A 20,199-nucleotide genomic window follows, 5' to 3' on the forward strand; every position below is an offset into this window, starting at 1 on the left:
AATTCGAGTTCCGTTACATAAGACTTATGCAAATCTAGGCAGAGGTACTCATAACTAGGCTTACTGCTTACTTCCTGCTTCATTCTGGAGGTGTCGGCACCTTCCCAGTCCACAGGCTAAAACCACCTAACTGGCGGAACCATTCCAAATTAATGGAGGCGTTGAAATCTCTCTCAATTCAGGGCGACCCGATGTAGGGGCGGGTTTTACTACTATCTTTTCGGTTGCACCTCAATGTGACTAAACCCGCCCTGTTTCTCTAGTTCTCCATTAATCCAAGCGGGTCACCCCTACATGGTTTTAATACCTACCCAAGGCAATTGCTTGGGTAGGATTTAGAACCTATTGATTCGGTGCCCACTGACTAATCCGGAAAATCACAAATTCAGCCGGTCGCACTGGACAAACACCCACTTCTACATAGAGACGACCGAGCATAATCGTCTCATGGGTGTTGATTTCCCCATCACACTTGACATAGAACGATTCTGAAGGGGAAGTTCCAAACAATGCTCCCTCACGCCAAAGCCGCTCCAAGAAATTGTTGACTGTACGGCGTACACGAGCCCAGAGAATTTGGTCATTTGGCTCGAACACCACCCACTGTGTACCAATTTCAATGGATTTCTCAATGTAACTGAGTAAGCGGCGGACACTGATATAACGCCATTGCACGTTATCCGGTTCTACCAAGGTGCGAGCACCCCAAACCTTGTAGCCTCGGTTGTAATTGGCGAAGTTACGGATACAGTTAATTCCCATCGGGTTTAACAGTTCTTGTTCCCGCATATTGGTGTCATAGGCTAAACCCGTCACACCACGCGGCGTTTCATTCGCCGGTGCTTTGAACACGCCCCGTGTTTCATCCGTGCGACACCAAATCCCCATCATGTGACCACAAGGTGGCACATAAATGGGGCGTCCGCCATTGCGAGGATTCGCCACTTTAATCCAAGGATAATAGAGAGCGCCAAACATGGAACGGCGATTAAACAGTTTTAACCAAGCCGCGACATCTTGAGGTTTCTGTTGTTCCGCCGCAACTGGGGTATCTCCTTTCGTCGGCTTGACCGGAGGTGCGTCAAGAACCGCCATCCGGTACGCTGGACCTGGGAAGGAATTCTCGCACATACTCAGCATCATTTCCATGACACCGTGAACTTGTTCTAAGTTCATCAATCCTTCTTGATACACTTTCATCAAGTCAGGACAAGCAATCATGGCGACTTCATCAATTTCAAAAATCCCCTGTGTCCCCGTGCGGTCATCCCGTTGTCCTTGTAAATCGCGGGCAAAGTTGTCTGGGGGAGAAATGTACGGTGGCGGCGTAATCTCATACGCTCCTTGCATGGGGCGCCGTGACAAGGGTTGTCCGCTTTGGGAGATGTCAACCGCCTGGATAAATTCTGAATCTTCAACAGCGGTAACCACATAGTCAGCCACCTGCGTTTCCACTTCTGGATTCATCGTCAGGTGGTCATACCGTTCCAATACCTCTTCGCCCCGTGCCACAATCAGGTCAAAGAATTCACCGGTGTTGTACGGGGGTTCGGCATCCTCTGGTGCGTCTTCGGGTAAGGGTTTCGGTGTACTTTCTTGAATCACCACCCGCAGCCGAGGTTCATCTGCACCGGGTAGCGCTAAAGCGCCCCCTTCTTCTGATTCAGTCGGCTTGAGCGTGAATTGCAAAGAGGGGCGATTTCCCGATGTTAAAACCTTAGTCCCCGTTTGCTCGATTGGCGGGGGTTCGGAACCCGGTAATTTTGTGCCAATACTGGTTACCCAGCAGCGTCCCCCACCATTGAGGAACCACCCTTGAACTGCAAAGGGTAAATAGGCGTCAAAGTCGGTGAACCCATCGGAGCCTTCTTTGGCAAACGACTGCAAATACTGATCCCAAGTGGTAATCAGCATGGGTTTAAATAATTCGGCGTCACCGCGTATATCCTCGGTAAAACCAATAAACCCAGCGACACTCATACTAATGCCCTCAATCGGGCGACTGCCACGGTCTACCTCTTCAACGTAGACTCCTGGGGCAAAATAATCTAATGGCATGAGTAATATTCCTCCATTTAGGACTTAAATCAGCCAACAGAAAAACAACCTTAGCGCGTCAAACTCTATACACTGTTGACAGGGGCAGTTTTCTGTGCCAATTGAAAGGAACAAGCGCACAAGCAGACAACGCTGGATGTGCCAAAATCCCTAATGTATTCCGTAAGGCTGCTGCATCTAGCCAACCTCTGAATAATATCTTTCAGTGATAGCATGTCAGAACCTGTTCGTACAGGAGCCATTACCTTTTGTTGTCGCAACCAGCGATGACGCCGTAGCTCAGTTAAGTTCTTATAGAACGACCCTTGCTTATTTAAAGCAGTATAGACCCATTGGGTTAAAAGAAATAGCGTTCTGCCAATCTGGGAACTTACCTCAGACAAGATATACTGTTGGCGGGCACCAATTGAGCTTTTGTCATACTGAATCGAATAGAGCGCAGCGAAGCATCTGGTAAGATTCTTCACTCCGCTATCGCTGCGTTCAGAATGACAGACTCTGACCGTAACAGGTATATTTACCCAGGTTGGGGCAACAGCAGCGATCATAGAAGTGCGTGATTATGCTGGACGCATAAGCGTAATCAGAGAGGCTAACCTTAACTATTTTATTAAACTATAGTCGAAAATTTGCCATGAATATCTTTACAAATTATTAAACCTTAAAAAAAAATTATTTTTGTCTCGACCTACTTGAAAAGGTTACCCAGGTTTAGGCTATGATTATTGTCCAGCATTTTTTATCTCAATTCGGCTAAAATTGTAAAGAAAAGTAAAATGTTTGAGTTCTGAAGACTGGGTGAAATAGGGATAAGGACTCCTGTTATGTCACAACTTGTGAAAGCGCAACTGATTTCAACTGATGGTGGCGGAACTATTGAATTTATGTTTAATCCCAACCAGTTGGCGTTCAATCAGCAAATTAATCTAACTAAAAATAGTGGAGCGCGGACAGGGAGGGGATTGCCTAAAGTTAACTTTGCTTATCCTGAACCCGTCATCCTCACCATCAATGACCTAATTTTTGATACCTACGAGCGAGGGGAGAGTGTTCTAAAGTATATCAAATCATTTCAAAAAGCGGTTGATTTTGCCGAGTCAGGAGCAGGTCGAGAGAAACGTCCACCAACTTATGTGTTTACCTGGGGTTCTCAAAAGTATATCCGCTGCTTTGTCACCAAACTTGATTACAATCTGACGATGTTTCTGCCGGATGGGACACCAGTACGCGCCAAGATTAACTTAACTTTAGAAGAGATTGATGAGTCCATATCCCAACCGGGTATGTCTACGCCTAAGTCGAATGCCAGTCAACGCCAACAAGATAGCTTGTCCAGTCGTAAGGCTCGGCTTAAATCAGGCTCTGGCGCGAGTTCACCCACGTTAAGTCCCTCGCCTCAAGCAGCACCATCGGCAAGTTCACTGACTATGGGAGGTTTGGGGGGTGCAGCTAATGCAGCATCCCAGGCTGCCTCTCAAGCCTCTGATGCGGCTTCTCAGGCGGCTAATGTGGCGTCTCAAGCTGCTTCTCAAGCCTCTGATGCGGCTTCTCAAGCTGCTTCCCAAGCCTCTGATGCGGCTCTCAAGTCTCCGATGCTGCTTCCCAGGCGGCTTCTCAAGTCTCTGATGCGGCGTCTCAGGCAGCTAATGCGGCGTCTCAGGCTGCTTCTCAAGTCTCCGATGCTGCTTCCCAGGCGGCTGATACGGCTTCCCAAGCTGCCTCTCAAGCCTCTGATGCGGCGTCTCAGGCGGCGTCCCAAGCTGCTTCCCAAGCCTCTGATGCGGCGTCCCAAGCTGCTTCTCAACTTGAAGAATGAACATCATGAAACAAATTAAATTGGGTATTAGTAGCGAGCAAGATCCCCGACTTCGTAGGAGAATCATTTTTTCCAGACTTTCCGGCGGAACGTATGGAACAACAGGAAAGGAAAGTCCTAATCGATGTGTCTACTGCTATACTTGAAAAGCGCTGTAAATGCTGAACCGCTTATTTCATTGCCTCTACTGAGTCGCGATCGCTAAACGAATGCCTTCGACTAAACGTAAGCGATCCATAACGCTAACAACTCGACCATGAGGGACATTTTCATCGGCATTAATAATCACCAAGACTTGAGAATTTGCCGTAACCAATGACTCTATTCCTGCTTCAAGTTGCGATAATTCAATCGGTTCCCGGTTAATAAAAATTGCACTATTTTCCTGAATTGTGATCGTAATTATTCGGTCTTGTAGCTGACTTTCTGCGGTTGTCGCCGTCGGCAAATTAACAGGTAATCCTTCAGATCGGGTTAAATAAAGAGTTGAAATTATAAAAAATGCCAAGATGGCGAATATCGCATCAATCATCGGCACGATATTAATCTGGAATGGTGTTTCTGAATCATCAGGTAGACGCATAGTAGTGTAGAGACGCTTCTTGCATCGCGTCTTGAGTTGAGGTTGTTTACTGACGACGGAATAACAAATGACAAATAAAAACGGTAGAAAAGGCTAACCTTCTCTACCGCCAAATCGGAATTATCAATCGAGTGGATTATTCAGCACCTTGAGGTAAAAGTTCCCGTTGTTCACCAGGTTCTCCAGGAATAACTTTCACTTTGCCCTCTTCATCCACATCGACAATAGCGCTGTCTCCTTCTTGCAGGCGAGTCGAGAGGATTTCTTCTGCTAATACGTCTTCTAACAAGCGCATGATTGCCCGACGCAGGGGTCTTGCGCCATAAGACGGACTGTACCCTTCTTCCACCAACCGTTCTTTGAAGCGATCGGTGACTTCCAAGGTAATTCCCTGTTCTGTGAGACGCTTGAAGACTTCCCGCAGTAGGATATCGCAGATTTCCTTGATCTCGTCTTTGCTAAGCTGACGGAAGACAATAATCTCATCCAAACGGTTGAGGAATTCTGGACGGAAGTACTGCTTGAGTTCCTCATTGACCAAAGAACGGATGCGGTTGTACTGGGATTCGGCTTCGTTGTCACTTAACTCAAAGCCTAAACCACCGCCACCTTTTTCAATAACCTTAGACCCGATATTAGAGGTCATGATTAATAGGGTGTTCTTAAAGTCTACGGTCCGCCCCTTAGCATCCGTGAGACGCCCGTCTTCCAGGATTTGCAGCAGCATGTTAAAGACATCAGGATGAGCTTTTTCGATTTCGTCGAATAGCACCACCGTGTAGGGACGACGACGTACTGCTTCAGTTAGTTGACCGCCTTCGTTGTACCCGACGTACCCTGGAGGCGAACCAATCAATTTACTGACGGTATGGCGTTCCATGTACTCGGACATATCCAAGCGAATCATCGCGTCTTCTGAGCCGAAGAAGTAAGCCGCCAAGGATTTGGCTAACTCAGTTTTACCCACCCCGGTAGGACCTGAGAAGACAAAGCTGGCGATGGGACGGTTGGGATTCTTCAAACCTACCCTTGCCCGTCGAATCGCGCGAGACACCGCTTTCACCGCATCTTCCTGACCGATGAGGCGCTGGTGCAGCGTATCTTCCATGTGCAGCAGCTTCTCGGACTCGGATTCAGTTAGCTTGCTAACGGGTACACCCGTCCAGGATGCGACAATGTGGGCGATATCTTCCTCATCAACAACCGGAGAATCATCCGTTCCCGTTTCTGTCTTTTTATTTTGAGCGATCGCGCGAATTTCGCTTTTAATTTCCATTTCCCGATCGCGCAGTTCCCCCGCCCGGTCAAAGTCTTGCGATCGCACGGCGTCGTCTTTTTCTTTCAGGACTTGTCGCAGTTCCTTATCTAACTCTTTAGCTGCTGGGGGAAGCTGGGAGTTAATTAGACGCACTCGGCTACCGGCTTCATCGATCAAGTCAATCGCCTTATCTGGCAAATACCGATCTGAGATATAGCGATCTGACAGTTTTGCCGCTGCATCCAGGGCTTCATCTAAAATTTTCAGCTTGTGATGCTGTTCATAGCGTTCGCGCAACCCGTATAAAATCTCAATCGTCTCTTCAACAGACGGTTCACCTACCATCACGGGTTGGAAGCGCCGTTCTAATGCCGCATCCCGTTCAATATGTTTACGATACTCATCCAGGGTTGTCGCCCCAATGCATTGGAGTTCGCCTCTGGCTAAAGCCGGTTTCAGGATATTTGCGGCATCAATTGCCCCTTCAGCCGCACCTGCACCAATCAGGGTATGAACCTCGTCAATCACCAAAATCACATTGGCAGCTTGACGAATTTCATCCATGATTTTCTTGAGGCGTTCTTCAAACTCACCCCGATACTTCGTCCCCGCCACCAGTAGCCCGATGTCCAGAGTAACGACGCGCTTTTCTTCTAAGATATCTGGGATATCGTTATTGGCAATTCGCTGCGCCAATCCTTCTGCGATCGCGGTTTTGCCGACCCCTGGTTCCCCTATCAATACAGGGTTATTTTTGGTGCGACGTCCCAAAATTTGGATAACGCGCTCAATTTCTTTAGCGCGTCCCACTACCGGATCAAGTTTACCTTCACCCGCCATTTGGGTCAGATTGCTCCCAAATTCATCTAAGGTTGGTGTTTTCGTGCGACCCGAAGATGCGCCACTGGTGACTTCTGCCGTCTCGCCCAGCATCCGGATGACTTGAGTTCTCACTTTGGTCAGGTCTACACCCAAATTTTCCAAGACTCGTGCCGCCACCCCTTCGCCTTCCCGGATCAACCCCAGCAGTAGATGCTCAGTTCCGATATAGTTATGACCCAGTTGGCGGGCTTCCTCGAGTGATAATTCTAATACTCGTTTTGCCCTAGGGGTAAAGGGAATTTCCACAGCGACAAAGCCGGAACCTCTACCAATGATTTTCTCAACTTCAATCCGGGCATCTTTAAGATTGACACCCATCGACTTGAGAACTTTGGCGGCGACGCCAGTTCCCTCCCCGATCAAACCCAGAAGGATTTGCTCCGTGCCGACAAAATTATGCCCCAGGCGACGTGCCTCTTCCTGGGCTAGCATGATCACCTTAATGGCTTTTTCTGTAAAGCGTTCAAACATGGCGTATTTCCATCACCTGTTGCGTGCCCGTGTACGCTGATTCTAGCATAGGAGACTTCTCAGGCTGTCTCCTATACAACAACCTGTCTAAATTAATCTTCAAATTCCTCTCTCTCAGGGGAGGGATTTGGGAAGCTGGGGAAGTAGAGACGTGCCATGGCACTATGGCAAGCTGGGGCAGATTAGGGACAGAAGAATTTTCTATGAACAATCAACAAGTGACAAATGACCAATGACAAATCACAAATCACACATAACTAAATAGTTGCCAACCCTGACGGGTTAAGCGGGAGACGATTTGCTCATAGCACTCTTGCAGGGTTTGCTCAAATTCCGGCTGTTGTAAACCCTTGCGCCACAAAATTAGGGCATCTTCACCCGTATCTTGGTAATATCCTCGGCGTCGTCCGGCTGGAATAAAATCAAACTTTTGGTAGAGAGACAGGGCAGCGTGATTCGAGGGTTTGACCTCTAAGGTTGCCCACTCCAACTGACGCTGTTTAGCGTCCTTGAGTAAGGCATACAGTAAAAATTGCCCCAGTCCCTGATGTTGATAGTTTGGATGCACCGCCAAAATCGTAATATGCGCTTCCTCCAGAATTGACCAGTAACAACCTAAACCCACTAAGGCATTCCCTAAAGGGGAGTGCGTGGGTAGATCCTCCCCAAGTGGATTTTGTGGTCTAACGACGGCTGAATGGCAACCCACTGGGCGTTTATGCCAGGGGTTGTGTGCTTCTAAAACCAGTAATTGACTATTCGGGCTATTTAACTCTCGTTCGTAGCCCGATCGCGTCCACAGCCCGCCAAAACATACAAGATCGAGATCAACAGCCGCACTCAGTTGTGCTGTGGTTAGCGGCTTTAGTTCTAAGACAGTCACAGCACTCAATTGTACACTAAGGAACGGACGCTTTTGGTGTACCTGCCCATATCCATTTCAAGATGATAACGACATTATGCTATTGACTGACTCCACTCAAGTGCAAAACTCTGGACAGCGATATCTTCAATCATCGCATTTCCATGGCGATGAGCGCTCACCCAATCAGGAACTGTTGCCGCTTACAGCCACTGTTAACAGCCAAGACTGCCTGGAAATTGGTGGCTGTGATGTTAAAGGTTTAGTTGAGGAGTTTGGTTCTCCCCTTTATATTCTAGATGAAGTCACCCTAAGAACAGCTTGCCGCCAATATCGGGATGCCTTTGCTCGTTACTATCCCGGAGATACCTTAGTGCTGTATGCTTCAAAAGCCTGGAATTGTTTAGCGGTTTGTGCGATCGCGGCATCGGCAGGTTTGGGGATTGATGTCGTATCCGGAGGTGAACTCTACACCGCACTAGAAGCTGGGGTAAAAGCTGATAAGCTGTATTTCCACGGCAATAACAAGTCTATCGCTGAACTCCAACTCGCCATTGAGAGCCAATGTACCATTGTTGTCGATAACCACTTGGAGTTAGAAACTCTGGCGGATTTGGCACAGAAAACCTCTGGGAACGCTAAGGTTCGGATCATGATTCGGATCACACCTGGGATCGAGTGTCACACCCATGAATACATTCGCACCGGTCACCTGGATAGCAAGTTTGGTTTTGATCCCCACAGTCTCGATCAAGTTTTTGCCTTCATTAGCCAGCATCCTATCCTCGACTGCATTGGTTTACATGCTCACATCGGGTCACAAATTTTTGAGAGTCAACCCCACAAAGATCTCGGGGCGGTTTTGGTTGATTATCTCCAGAAAGCCTCTGTGTTCAATCTATCCATTCAAGAACTGAATATCGGTGGCGGTTTAGGAATTCGTTATACCGAAGACGATGATCCCCCCACGATTGATAATTGGGTCAAGGGGGTTTGTGAAGCTGTGGTTAATGCCTGTAACCAGCAGCAGTTGGCCTTACCCCGGTTATTATCCGAACCGGGGCGATCAATTATTGGACCTGCTTGTGTAACGGCGTATACCATTGGCAGTCGCAAGGTGATCCCCCAAACGCGAACCTACATAGCCGTCGATGGGGGGATGTCCGATAATCCACGTCCGATTACTTATCAATCGGTTTATCGTCCGGTGGTTGCCAATCGCATGTCAGCACCAATAACCGAAACTGTCACAATTGCGGGTAAACATTGTGAATCGGGGGATATTTTACTCAAAGATGCCCAATTACCCGAAACCCAACCGGGGGATTTGCTCGTAATCATGGGAACTGGAGCATACAATTACAGCATGGCATCTAACTACAATCGTGTACCTCGACCTGCAGCGGTGTTAGTTAAGGATGGAACGGCTGAATTAATTTTGCAGCGAGAAACCTATCAAGACTTAATCCGCATGGATTATTTACCGAAACGACTTGTATCCCAGGATAAGGGATGAGGAATGGGGGAGCATGTAGAGACGTGCCATGGCACGTCTGGGAGCTGGGGGAGCTGAGGACAAAGGACAAATGACGAATCTGTCGCAACTCCCCGCCTAATCTCGCTACAATCAAGCCAGAGTCAAGCTCTCAGTTGCTAAGCGTTTAATTAAGTTCAATGCCTGCGTCGTCGTCGGGTTCTTTTCCTGACTCTGGCTGGGTTCAATCCTTATTGCTGCACAGCGTTGATGTCGGATTGGTTCTAGCCCTCACCTATATGGTTCTCCTCATTATCGGGGAGCGTCGTACTTTGTGGATGGTTCGAGGGCTAATCGTCTTGATGCTAGCGGCAGCGGTCAGTAATCGACTAGGATTGACCCTGTTGAGTTTTGTGTTAGAAAAATTGGTGGTTGGTTCGGCTGTGGCGATGGCTGTCATTTTTCAGTCAGAATTTCGCCGCTTTCTCGAACAAGTCGGGCGGGGAGAAATTAGGCAGTTGTTTCAATCCCAACGCCGCCCTATGCCTAAACCAGATAGTGTTATTGATGAAATTGTCGATGCGGTTAAAGAATTATCTCAAAATCGGACTGGCGCATTGATGATTATGGAGACCAATGGAACCATTGATGAGCGAGATTTTTCTGTACCGGGGGTACAGTTGAATGCTGAATTGTCTAAAGAACTGCTGCAAACTATCTTTCAGACGACGACGTTACTCCATGATGGGGCAGTATTGATTCGGGGGTCTCGTGTAGCCGCAGCAGGTGTGATTTTACCCCTATCCGAGCGAACTGCCTCACGACAGCTTGGCACGCGCCATCGAGCCGCGATGGGAATTACTGAGCGGGTGGAAAATTGCCTTTGTATTGTTGTATCCGAGGAGACGGGTTCTATTTCATTGGCGGAACGGGGCGGACTCAATCGACCTTTAACGAGTAGTAAACTCAAAGAACTGTTAGAGGCTCGATTTTCGACAGCGGTTGACCGTGAAGCAGTTGCCCCCGGCTTACGTAGTTTAGGTCGCCAAGTTAAGTCTCAGGGATGGCTACTCATTTCCCGCTTTCTCCGTCTGCCGTCCTCTACTTCTCGGAATAAGAAATGACTATTATTTAGACAACTATTATGCAAACGATACTAAAAGAATTACCAAGCGACCTCGACCAGGAACGTCTACCCAAACATGTAGCAGTGATTATGGATGGTAATGGTCGTTGGGCAAAACGCCGAGGTATTCCTCGGATTATGGGTCATCGCCGAGGAGTAGATGCCTTAAAACGGTTGTTGCGCTGTTGTGATGATTGGGGAATCCAAGCCTTAACCGCTTATGCCTTTTCCACAGAAAACTGGGGGCGTCCTATCGAAGAAGTGGAATTTTTAATGACACTGTTTGAGCGGGTATTGATGCGAGAACTCCAAGAGATGATGGAGGAGAATGTACGCATTCAGTTTGTGGGGAATTTAACGGCATTACCGCAATCCCTGCAAGACCAAATTGAACGGGCGATGACCCAAACTGAAAATAATACCGGGATTAAGTTTACTGTGGCGACCAATTACGGTGGACGTGAAGAGATTTTACAGGCTTGTCGGGCAATTGCGACTCAGGTTCAGCACGGTCAGATTCAACCGGAGGAGATTGACGAAGCGCTGTTTTCTCGCCATCTTTATACTGCTAATATTGGTGATCCAGATTTGCTGATTCGCACTAGTGGAGAGATGCGTTTGTCGAATTTTCTCCTCTGGCAGATGGCTTATGCTGAATTTTATACGACAAACACGTTTTGGCCCGATTTTGACCGAGAAGCGTTTCATCAAGCTTTAATTGCTTATCAGAAACGAGATCGGCGATTTGGTAAATTGTAGAGACGTAGCAGGCTACGTTTCTACAATCTATGGGTCGTTTATGGACCAGAGAAAATTGCTGCTTCTACATCTTCACGACTGAGGGAATACTTGAATGAGCGCAAAATGTCACGTCTTCCTTCTGCTGCATTAATGTAGCGCACGGCTAATTCCTCAACTTCTAGACAGAGTTCGGCTTTCCAAGTTGGTCGTTCCACACGCCAGCAATTGAGTTCATTGTTATCTTGTTGACATCCTTGTGAACGGAGCCAATTTTCGATTTCAGGAAGGGGATGGTTATAGAGGGGGGTGTCAGAGGAAGGAAGTACCATAGACGTTTTTATAGATTGAGGGATGGAACAAAAACAGGGGTTGACGGTGAATTAGATGGGGAGATATGTTGGTTAGCAGGGGGATATAGAGGGATTGGTTGTAATTGAGTTATCGGTTGATTGGTGACTCGACTCGATAGAGATATCCCAGAAACTTGAAAGGCATTGTCTCCTCGGGTTAAGCCAATCACAATTGCCAGGAGCAAGCATCCCACGAAGGTTATGCCTAAAATAAATAGGGCAAATAACTCGCCAGGGGAGAGAGGGCGGTCAGTGGGGTCAAGGTAGGCAGAGGATGAGTGATCCACTCGCGATCGCACGACGGGACGGTTCAATCCGGGTGGAGGTTGAATGACGTTGACGCGAGAATAGCGAATAGTTTGATCATACAGGATTCGCCGTTCTGGATTACTCAGTGTCCCATAAGCTTCATTGAGCTGTTGGAACTTAGTCTTTGCCGTTGCTTTTGGTAAGTCGGTGGTATCGGGATGGTAACGTTTACTCAGTTCCCGATAGGCACGACGGATATCTAGAGCAGATGCACTGGGGTGTACCCCCAGAATCCCATAATAGGTTATGGGTTGTAGCTGTTTGCTCGTCCTAGTCTTCTGTTTTACCCAGTCTTGAGCCATCCTAGCTGGTATAACAAACGGTTTTTATCATTTTACGCGATCGCTCTGGGTTGGTGAGCAGATGGGGGAGTTTGGTTTCTTCGTAGGGGCTTTAGCCTTAGACAAACCTGAGGAAGAGATTTTACGGAACTAGAAACAAACTTGGAGTCAGGGCGGGTTTATTGAATTGAGAGGTTTCTGGCAACAGGTAACAGTAAAACCCGCCCCTACGAGTTAATTTGTTTTTTCTGTATCTTGGCTCAATTGTCAAATAAAGCGGTAATCAAACCAAGAAGCAAGTTTTGCGATCGCGCTTTCTACTTCTCTTATCTGAAAGGCTTGATGTAGAGGTTATAGGCAGGCACATTTTCCCATAGTAAAACTCTACCATAAAATCGTGCGATCGCACCATAGTTTGTAGTTCTTAGTTCTTAGTGGTTGTGGTCAGGGCGGGTTTATTGAATTGAGAGGTTTCTGGCAACAGGTAACAGTAAAACCCGCCCCTACGAGTCAATTTGTTTTTTCTGTATCTTGGCTGAATTGTCAAATAAAGCGGTAATCAAACCAACAGGCAAGTTGTGCGATCGCGCCGTCTACTATCTGTGTCTGAAACGCTTAATAAAGAGGTTATATGCAGGCACATTTTCCCATGGTAAAAACTATACCATAAAATCTTTAGTGTCTGAATGCTTTACTTTTAAGCACTAAAGTGCTTACTACAGACATTAAAAAAATAATCATATCACGGGCAATAACTGACAACGACCCGCCCGGCTCCCCTAAACTGCTGATAATACGTTTGACTAACTTTATCCCCCAGCTCCGAAAGCCGATCAATCCCAATACCATTACGACCTTGTTCTTTCCCCGAACTGTGAATATAATAGCCATCACCTAAAAAAAGACCCACATGATTAATTTTCTCTGGTGTGCCAAAGAAAACCAGATCACCCGCTTCTAATTCCAGCAAAGGAATCGATTGAGTAAACGCCTGCTGCTGATAGGAATCTCTCGGTAACCAAATTCCCGACGCCGCAAACGCTGTTTGCATCAATCCTGAACAATCGTAATTAGGTCCAACTGTCCCCCCCCAGAGGTAATAATTAGACTGCTGCATCGCGTTCTTCGTAAACGCAATAACCGCCGGGAGTCGTTCTTGGATTTGAGTGCGCGAGAGTGCGATCGCGTGATAGGGTTGAGGGGCGATTTCCAGTTGAGTGATATCCTCAACTCGTAACCAGGCTCCATACCCATCCTCACATAACCGCACCTCTATAGCCTGTTCCCTCGTTGTGGATAATACCGATTGCAAATACCGTCCAGCCGCCGCTTGAGTCGCTAAACTAGCACAAGTGGGAGAATCATAAAGATTTAAATTAACACGGCAACGGTACTCACCATGTTTTAATTCAGATAATTCTTGGAATACAACCATATTGGCAAGAGTTGACACAACTCGTTGAGACCCGATTATGACATTCTTTCGTAAGGACGACCAACTCGAAAAAATTGGCACAGAGATTCTCGACGCCACCTGGTTAGAGTTTCCTGGATTCGCCCGCAATCAAATCGCTCTCACCTGGATTGTCTATGATCCCCCCATCCCCGTAAATACAGGAGGGGCGCTTTCTTCCGATGAATTTTGGAAATATCCAGTCCGAGGCTTTAGTTATCGGGGTGTTGAGCGAATTTACCCAGCAGATTTGGTTGCCCTATTTTATCTGGTAGCCATCCAAGAATGGTTAGAAACCTCCATGGTTGGACAATCCGATGAACTGAATCGAGGGATTCAGAATATGATTGTTGACTCTAGCCATGATGCATTAAGTCTAGTCGTCGATGTTTTGAGTGGGACAACCAGTGGTCCAGAGTTAACTCCTGGTCCGTTGGAAACCTGGAAACTACAACGTAATATCGTTAATCGTTACTTTCAATCTCTCGGTTGGCAAGACTTAGAATCAATTAACGTCAATCAAAAAACCTGGAGTGATGGACCCTATGGTCGGGAACGGCGATTTATGGGAACATTGATGGAAAATCGGAATATGTTAACCACGAATGCCACAGCACGGCTACTCCATAGTATCGTGGGTGGCGTGGCGGTTTCTGGAGTGCGATCGCAATTGATGATGAGCCTGCTAAAACGCAGCCTGAACCCAGCCACTCTCCAGAATAACCCCCATAATCAGATTACAGGATTCTTAGGCGGTGGTCTTCCACCAGAGGCTCAGTTATGGTCTAAATCCGGGTATTCAACCCCAATGCGACATGATGCGGCTTACATCGAGATCCCGTCAATGTTACCTTATCTACTGGTTGTATTTACTCAAAGCAAAACTCATAGTCAAAATCAAGACCTTCTCCCTTTTATTTCTCAAAAGGTCGTAAACGCAATGAGTATATTGACTTAGTGGCTAGGAAAGGGCAATCCTAGACAATATAAGCAAATCAGCTTTGCTAATTTCAACCTTTGAATTTTCTGTTGAGGAGTGACCTTGAAACATCATCTTTTACGCTCCGCTACTTACGGCGTGGGTTTAGGGATAGTCGCCATGGGTAACCATGGGTTACCCGTTAACGCTCAAGTATCCAGTCAGGGTGGATCATTGACTCGCTTAGAATCCATCGCGGCTAAGGTACGCACCGAGGGGACGGCTGAACCCGCCAATGCTTGGGTTAACCGATTGACAGGTGATCCCGCACTGACTCAGGGTTTGGTCAATCTTCCGGCTGAGTCTTCACTCTCACAAGCTACACCCATACCCAGTGCTACTGTAGAATCGCCGACTCCTTCCGTGTCGTGGAGTAAAGGACTCCCCAGCAATCCAGCAGCAACCCAGAGTTCGGTCAATCCCAGGGTTTCGGAAGATCAAGCCTCATCTGTAAAGAGTTTCACTCGTCTTGACGATGCTCTCGCAACTCAACCTGTCCCCCAAACCCTGACCTCATCGGCTGATTTGCTGACCCTACAGCCGACTCAGGACTCAGAAATCCTGTTAAATGAATCACAGACTCTCGCTCAAACCGATCTGGATATCCGTCGGGGAACTGATCGGGTTCCCAATTATGTGGGGGTTGGTGTCAACATTGGTTTAACCGAAGGTGACGATGACAATAACGCCAACGATGATGGTGGTGAGACGGGTTTAGGGGATGCTGGTTTTGTGATAAATGGCAAAATCGGATTATCTCGTAACCTATCCCTGCGACCTGGTGTGATAATTGGCGATGATGCCGTCTTTATGGTGCCGCTCACTTACGACTTTGTCATTCCTCGCGTCGATCCCTTTGAACCTGTCCGCTTCGCCCCGTTTTTAGGCGGAGGTGTCGCCTTGTCAACGGATAGCGATGATAATATTGGATTCTTACTCACTGGGGGTGTGGATGTACCCTTGTCGCGATCGTTTGTCGCCAATGGGTCAATCAATATTGGTTTTATCGAAGATCAGACCGATGTCGGTATCATCCTCGGCGTAGGTTACACCTTTGCTGATTTCTAGTTCCTAACCAATTTTTATCTGTAGGGGCGACCCGCTTACCTAAATTAACAATACCACTCCACTCAATTAAGTCGGGTCGCCCTCTATTCAAACCCTTGGATAAAAAGCGAATTAAGTTAAAGCGGGTTCACTGGACTGATAAATATGAGCGGCTTTGAGCATGTGATAGGTAATCAACAGTTGGGTTAAAGCTAGGGGATAACTCTGGAGTATTTCCCCTGTTGTTCCCGTAACCTTACCGATATCAGGATCACCTTCTAATGTACAGTATTTACCCAAGTAAGGAATTTCGCTACATAAAATCCTCTCTAATTCCCGTACCTGTTCCTCTGTCGCATGACCATCGATTTCCAGAACATCTACAGGTTTACCCATATCTCGGTCTAATTCTAGACGAATGGCTGTACTTAGATGGGATTTGCTGGGACTCAGGAGTCGGGTAAAGTCTGGATGGGGAATCGTCGGTCTGAGGACTAACCGCACATTCAGCATTAAATCACTCTGTTCCTCTGATAACTCGTCAGGGGGATAGAAGCTGACCACCATATCTGACCATCTACGCTGGGGACGGATAAATTCTTCAGAATCCATTTCCCGTTTTCTCAACTGTTCGAGTACCTGTTCCTCCGTATATCCCCGCTTGCGCGTATCCCGCTTAATCTTCCACTCACTCCGCAGAGATTCTGGTGGTGCTAAAAAGACCTTGACATCGAAGCACTCACGCGCTAAGCGAGTGGAATAACCGAGTAATCCTTCAACAATGACAAATCGGCGGGGTTGAATGTACTCTGGTGGTTCAAAGGTGCCGGTGTTGTGGTTGTAAATAGGTTTGAGAATCGATTGTCCAGTTCGCAGCAAACCCAGATGCTGCTGCATGATATCCAAATAGTTACAGTCAGGATGGAGGGCTGAAATCGCTTTTTGCGCCCGTTGCTGGCGATCATAGCGGTGGTAATCATCGGTACAGAGGATTGTGACTTCATCTTCGCCCAATATTTGTGCAATTCCTCGTGTTAGCGTTGTTTTGCCAGCAGCGCTATCACCGACAATACCGAGGATAATAGGGCGATGAGTCATAGGTCTTCGATGATTATAAAATTAGGGAACTCCTGATTCGTCTTATTCTAGGGGGGAAGGGAGTATTTTGTCATTTGTCATTCATTCGGGAATTGGGTAAGGTAGAGTTTTGAGTTAAATCACAACTGTTCCATCTCCCCAATCTCCCCCATCTTCCCCATCTCCCTACACCTCAGCTAGCCATCTCACTAGCAAGATCATCCGTTTTTGCCGCCATGATAAAGTCGTTTTTGTGTAAGCCGGAGATCGCGTGAGTCCACCAGGTTACAGTGACTTTACCATATTCGGTTAAAATAGCGGGGTGATGTCCTTGTTCCTCGGCAATTTCACCCACACGGTCGGTAAAGGTAAGCGCTGTTTTGAAATCGGGAAATTCATAAGAGCGTTCTAAGCGGGCTTCCCCTTGTGGCTGAATTAGGTTCCAGTCGGGAATTTCCGGTTTAAGTTGGGCGATCTCTTCTTGGCTAACGGGGGATGAATTCTTGGTGCAAGCTTCGCATTTTTGTTGGTTTAATTGAGCCATAGCGATTCTCCTTCTGATTTCCCTCACTTTCACATTTTAACTTGATTGTGCGAGAAGTCTCCCGGCATAATCTACGATTTGGCGGCGAGATGAATCGTGCCTTGTGACAAAACTTGTTTTTCTAAACTTATGCTTAAGAGACTTTACTATCAATGACTTGGATATGTTATAGTAAGCTGAATAGGCTATAATTATAGCCGCAAACCTCGAAAACCAAGCGGCAAAAACTTTCATTCTGCCTTGGAAGGGCGGCTGCGCGGGTTCTGCCTGAGAGGAGACCAAAGGTAGGTTGAGAATCCGGTCTCTCAATCCCAACTGACGATAATAATTTTCTTGGCTGGTTATCGCTGGTTTACGAACCTAGGCTAGGTTCTCCAAAAATTCAAGAAAAGGGGGTGACACCCCTAACTCCAAAAATGATATAGTGTGACAGATAGATGCACCCTGATAATTGGGAGAGTCCTTTGAGTGGCTCTCTTTTTTATTGGTTATTGGTCTAGTGGTCTGTCAAGCCAATTTTGACGGATAATAGAATTGTATATCTACCAATCCAGTTGACAAATGTGATATTAGCGTTCTTGTGTCACTCTAGGCAGAGGAAAGGTGGAAACCTGTCCTGTCGTAAGCTTTGGGAATAGCACCTGGGAAGCGATTCATCCAGGGTAAGCTCATCTAATTTGGTATAAATTGTATTTGACAAAAGTCAGGCTTGTTGCCAAGAAAGAGGAAGGGGGGGGGAAAGCGATCGCGCCCTCTCTGGGAGTCGGCTAAAACCATTGTCTGGTGGTCATTGGTCAAACTCTGGACTTTGGACTTTGGACAAAAAAACTACATTTGCGTAGCTTTTACGCAAATGTAGTTTGAACTTAATTAAGAGGAATTAATTTGACTAAGTATTTGCTTTTTTTATTCTTGTCACTAGCCCTAGGAAAAATCGGCTCCAGGTTGTGCAAAAACGGCTATTTAACTAAACTTTACTCTGATTATTGTAGTGGTGTGACACAGCTAAAATTGTGGAACAAATTTTACAATTAAATCGGGCGCACGTCGATGGTTTTCAGGGGGCAAGCCTTGCGCCCCTACTACTCTATCAATTTAGGCGTATCACGCCACTAGCGTAACGCATCCCACCAAACTCAATCATAATGTGTATAGCCACTTATCTGACTCAACTGAACCATCAACAATTATGATGAATTCAAACACTAACGGGTATAAATTAATCCGTCTCGCCGGATTACGCCGCTTCGCGATCGCGATTACCTTTCTCAACCTATTAGGACATACAGTATTAGGCTTTGAGCAATCCTGGGCGCAACCTTTAATTGCTCTATTCACCGCCTACAGTACCGAACTAATTCTAGAACTAATTGACGCCAAAGTTAACCAGCGTCCCCAGTCATACATATAATTCCGCTGATTTAACCCACTGGTTGGCATTAGATATCGCCAGTAAAGCCTTAACCGATGCTGGATTTGCCCAGGGTGAAGGTTGTGGCTTTGTGGTGTTGATGCGCTACCAAGACGCGATCGCTCCCTAATTCAGTCATTGTAGCCGGTCGATTTGGTCAAGCCCCAACCCTCAAATTAAACCAATCCAAACTTCCCTTCCAACGGTTCTTAGAACATCCACGAGTCTATATTCCTGGTGTGGAATTAGTCGTAGATAGTGAACTGATGGTAAACCAGAAATTACCGGAAATCAACAGATATCAATAACCCACGCCGGGAATATCACCCTCGCTTGTGCCAGTTTAAATCAACCCATCCCCAATCAGGAGGTAAAAACTAGCATTTAAAACCAACAAACCCCAACTCAAACCCGCCAAATCCCTCTGCGCCCCTCTGCGTAAACCTCTGCGCCCTCTGCGTTAAAAAAACATCATCTCCCCCCAACATCCAACCATGCGAACCTATGAATACCAATAAACAAATTGATATCTTGAGTAATTTGTTAGCTGCTTAGTTGTTTTAGGTAGAGATAACTGGGCTCTTTCGAGTGAGTAGTCGAACTCAGCTAAAATATCATCCGCTTCATAGGGTAACTCGAAGTAAGACCGAAAGGTGTAGGACTGACCTTCTTGCAGGATTTTGATTTTCGCCATAGCGCGTTCACCTTCTCCAAAATTCCCATCATGACTCTTAAAGGGACTTATAGTAGGGACACGACATGTCGTGTCCCTACAGATAGCGCATTTTGAATAGGTGGATGGCTAACGCGCCGCTCTAGATGTCTCCTGCGGCATACTCTCCAGACTGAGGGGTACCATATCACCGTTAAACGTCAGTCCCAATAACATGGGTTCCTGAGGTTGAATAAACTTGCCCGTGAGTACACACCGCTCTTCTTGCTGCGCGGTAGCCCGAATGCTGGCTCTGATATCGTAGACGGAAAAGTTAGGTCGATAATCCCCCGACTTATGCTGGACATAATTCCAGAGGATATCTCGAATCAGGGCTTGATAGCCTTGGTTGCCAGAAAGATCTTTGAGCTTCTCCTTTAACTCCCTCTCTAAGCGGATGCTGGTTACTTCCATGTCAGTGGTTGAAGTCTTAGGAATGGCACGTATCATGTTTTTTTCCTCAACAATGTGGACAGGTTCGTAATACAAGTGTAGTATTTAACTCGTTCGGCGAGAAGTCTCCCGCTAACCCTTCGGGTATAGCTGCGAGATGAATTGCCATTCAGACGGAACTTGTTCCCATTTTATCCTGACATACCAAGCAATTTGTGATACAATTTATATTTGTCGTTGACCCACCTAGCGGACTAAGAGGCTACCTGTATGGTGTAAAAGTACTCGGCTGAGACTAGGGAATCAGAGAAACCACTGGATCTAGATGTCCATGTCAATCTGCCCGTAAAATCGGAAAACTCTACAAGCTCT

Annotated in this window: 16 protein-coding genes and 2 pseudogenes; 7 read left to right on the plus strand and 11 right to left on the minus strand. The window is 46.9% G+C overall.

Annotated features, from left to right (window positions below):
- Positions 1-342: 342 nt before the first annotated feature.
- Both RLO19_RS18420 and RLO19_RS18425 read right to left on the minus strand, forming a co-directional pair.
- Complete coding sequence (locus tag RLO19_RS18420) at positions 343-2,058, minus strand: phage tail sheath family protein (protein WP_446358735.1); 1,716 nt, start codon at positions 2,056-2,058, stop codon at positions 343-345.
- A gap of 65 nt (positions 2,059-2,123) precedes the next feature.
- Entirely contained in the window at positions 2,124-2,606 is a 483-nt protein-coding gene (locus tag RLO19_RS18425; protein ID WP_446358737.1) for a hypothetical protein, read from the minus strand.
- A gap of 276 nt (positions 2,607-2,882) precedes the next feature.
- On the opposite strand from RLO19_RS18425, the pseudogene RLO19_RS18430 reads away from it, so the two are divergent.
- Positions 2,883-3,374, plus strand: a pseudogene (locus RLO19_RS18430) (CIS tube protein); the annotation flags it as partial.
- Between the two features lie 684 nt (positions 3,375-4,058).
- Here the strand turns inward: RLO19_RS18430 and RLO19_RS18435 are convergent.
- From RLO19_RS18435 to rimI, 3 genes are all read right to left on the minus strand, one after another.
- A complete protein-coding gene (locus RLO19_RS18435; RefSeq protein WP_446358739.1) occupies positions 4,059-4,457 on the minus strand; it encodes an ExbD/TolR family protein in 399 nt (132 codons plus the stop codon).
- A 136-nt stretch (positions 4,458-4,593) separates the two neighbouring features.
- Positions 4,594-7,068 carry an ATP-dependent Clp protease ATP-binding subunit gene (locus RLO19_RS18440; RefSeq protein WP_446358741.1) on the minus strand — a complete coding sequence of 825 codons (2,475 nt, stop codon included), beginning with the start codon at positions 7,066-7,068 and terminating at the stop codon, positions 4,594-4,596.
- A 247-nt stretch (positions 7,069-7,315) separates the two neighbouring features.
- The gene (gene rimI / locus RLO19_RS18445; protein ID WP_446358743.1) at positions 7,316-7,951 is read right to left on the minus strand and encodes a ribosomal protein S18-alanine N-acetyltransferase; all 636 of its coding nucleotides are present in this window, start codon (positions 7,949-7,951) and stop codon (positions 7,316-7,318) included.
- Positions 7,952-8,027: 76 nt separating this feature from the next.
- Here rimI and lysA point away from each other — a divergent pair, with 76 nt between their 5' ends.
- From lysA to RLO19_RS18460, 3 genes are all read left to right on the plus strand, one after another.
- A complete protein-coding gene (gene lysA, locus RLO19_RS18450) occupies positions 8,028-9,446 on the plus strand; it encodes a diaminopimelate decarboxylase (RefSeq protein WP_446358745.1) in 1,419 nt (472 codons plus the stop codon).
- Positions 9,447-9,604: 158 nt separating this feature from the next.
- Positions 9,605-10,528 (plus strand): diadenylate cyclase CdaA, encoded by a 924-nt coding sequence (gene cdaA, locus RLO19_RS18455; RefSeq protein ID WP_446358747.1) that lies wholly within the window; start codon positions 9,605-9,607, stop codon positions 10,526-10,528.
- Between the two features lie 20 nt (positions 10,529-10,548).
- Complete coding sequence (locus tag RLO19_RS18460; protein ID WP_446358749.1) at positions 10,549-11,289, plus strand: isoprenyl transferase; 741 nt, start codon at positions 10,549-10,551, stop codon at positions 11,287-11,289.
- Positions 11,290-11,327: 38 nt separating this feature from the next.
- Here RLO19_RS18460 and RLO19_RS18465 read toward each other — a convergent pair whose 3' ends face one another.
- The 3 genes from RLO19_RS18465 to RLO19_RS18475 form a co-directional block, all read right to left on the minus strand.
- Positions 11,328-11,600, minus strand: coding sequence for a DUF3143 domain-containing protein (locus RLO19_RS18465; protein ID WP_446358751.1), 273 nt, complete (start codon positions 11,598-11,600; stop codon positions 11,328-11,330).
- Positions 11,601-11,608: 8 nt separating this feature from the next.
- Positions 11,609-12,232, minus strand: coding sequence for a J domain-containing protein (locus RLO19_RS18470; RefSeq protein ID WP_446358753.1), 624 nt, complete (start codon positions 12,230-12,232; stop codon positions 11,609-11,611).
- 721 nt (positions 12,233-12,953) lie between these two features.
- Positions 12,954-13,646 carry a C40 family peptidase gene (locus RLO19_RS18475; protein ID WP_446358755.1) on the minus strand — a complete coding sequence of 231 codons (693 nt, stop codon included), beginning with the start codon at positions 13,644-13,646 and terminating at the stop codon, positions 12,954-12,956.
- Positions 13,647-13,683: 37 nt separating this feature from the next.
- Between RLO19_RS18475 and RLO19_RS18480 the strand changes: the two genes are divergently transcribed.
- Both RLO19_RS18480 and RLO19_RS18485 read left to right on the plus strand, forming a co-directional pair.
- On the plus strand, positions 13,684-14,622 hold the full coding sequence (locus RLO19_RS18480) for a serine hydrolase (RefSeq protein ID WP_446358757.1): 939 nt from the start codon (positions 13,684-13,686) through the stop codon (positions 14,620-14,622).
- Positions 14,623-14,706: 84 nt separating this feature from the next.
- A complete protein-coding gene (locus RLO19_RS18485) occupies positions 14,707-15,711 on the plus strand; it encodes a hypothetical protein (protein ID WP_446358759.1) in 1,005 nt (334 codons plus the stop codon).
- Positions 15,712-15,822: 111 nt separating this feature from the next.
- Here RLO19_RS18485 and RLO19_RS18490 read toward each other — a convergent pair whose 3' ends face one another.
- Together RLO19_RS18490 and RLO19_RS18495 are read right to left on the minus strand one after the other, a co-directional pair.
- The gene (locus RLO19_RS18490) at positions 15,823-16,788 is read right to left on the minus strand and encodes a phosphoribulokinase (protein WP_446358761.1); all 966 of its coding nucleotides are present in this window, start codon (positions 16,786-16,788) and stop codon (positions 15,823-15,825) included.
- Between the two features lie 172 nt (positions 16,789-16,960).
- Positions 16,961-17,311 (minus strand): 4a-hydroxytetrahydrobiopterin dehydratase, encoded by a 351-nt coding sequence (locus tag RLO19_RS18495; protein ID WP_446358763.1) that lies wholly within the window; start codon positions 17,309-17,311, stop codon positions 16,961-16,963.
- A 1,192-nt stretch (positions 17,312-18,503) separates the two neighbouring features.
- Between RLO19_RS18495 and RLO19_RS18500 the strand changes: the two are divergent.
- Positions 18,504-18,719: pseudogene (locus RLO19_RS18500) on the plus strand (enediyne biosynthesis protein UnbU); the annotation flags it as partial.
- 805 nt (positions 18,720-19,524) lie between these two features.
- On the opposite strand, the gene RLO19_RS18505 reads toward RLO19_RS18500, so the two are convergent.
- Positions 19,525-19,884 (minus strand): hypothetical protein, encoded by a 360-nt coding sequence (locus tag RLO19_RS18505; protein WP_446358764.1) that lies wholly within the window; start codon positions 19,882-19,884, stop codon positions 19,525-19,527.
- Between the last annotated feature and the right edge of the window lie 315 nt (positions 19,885-20,199).

It is taken from the genome of Coleofasciculus sp. G2-EDA-02 (assembly GCF_040226375.1).
In the GTDB taxonomy this organism is placed as follows: Bacteria; Cyanobacteriota; Cyanobacteriia; order Cyanobacteriales; family Coleofasciculaceae; genus Coleofasciculus.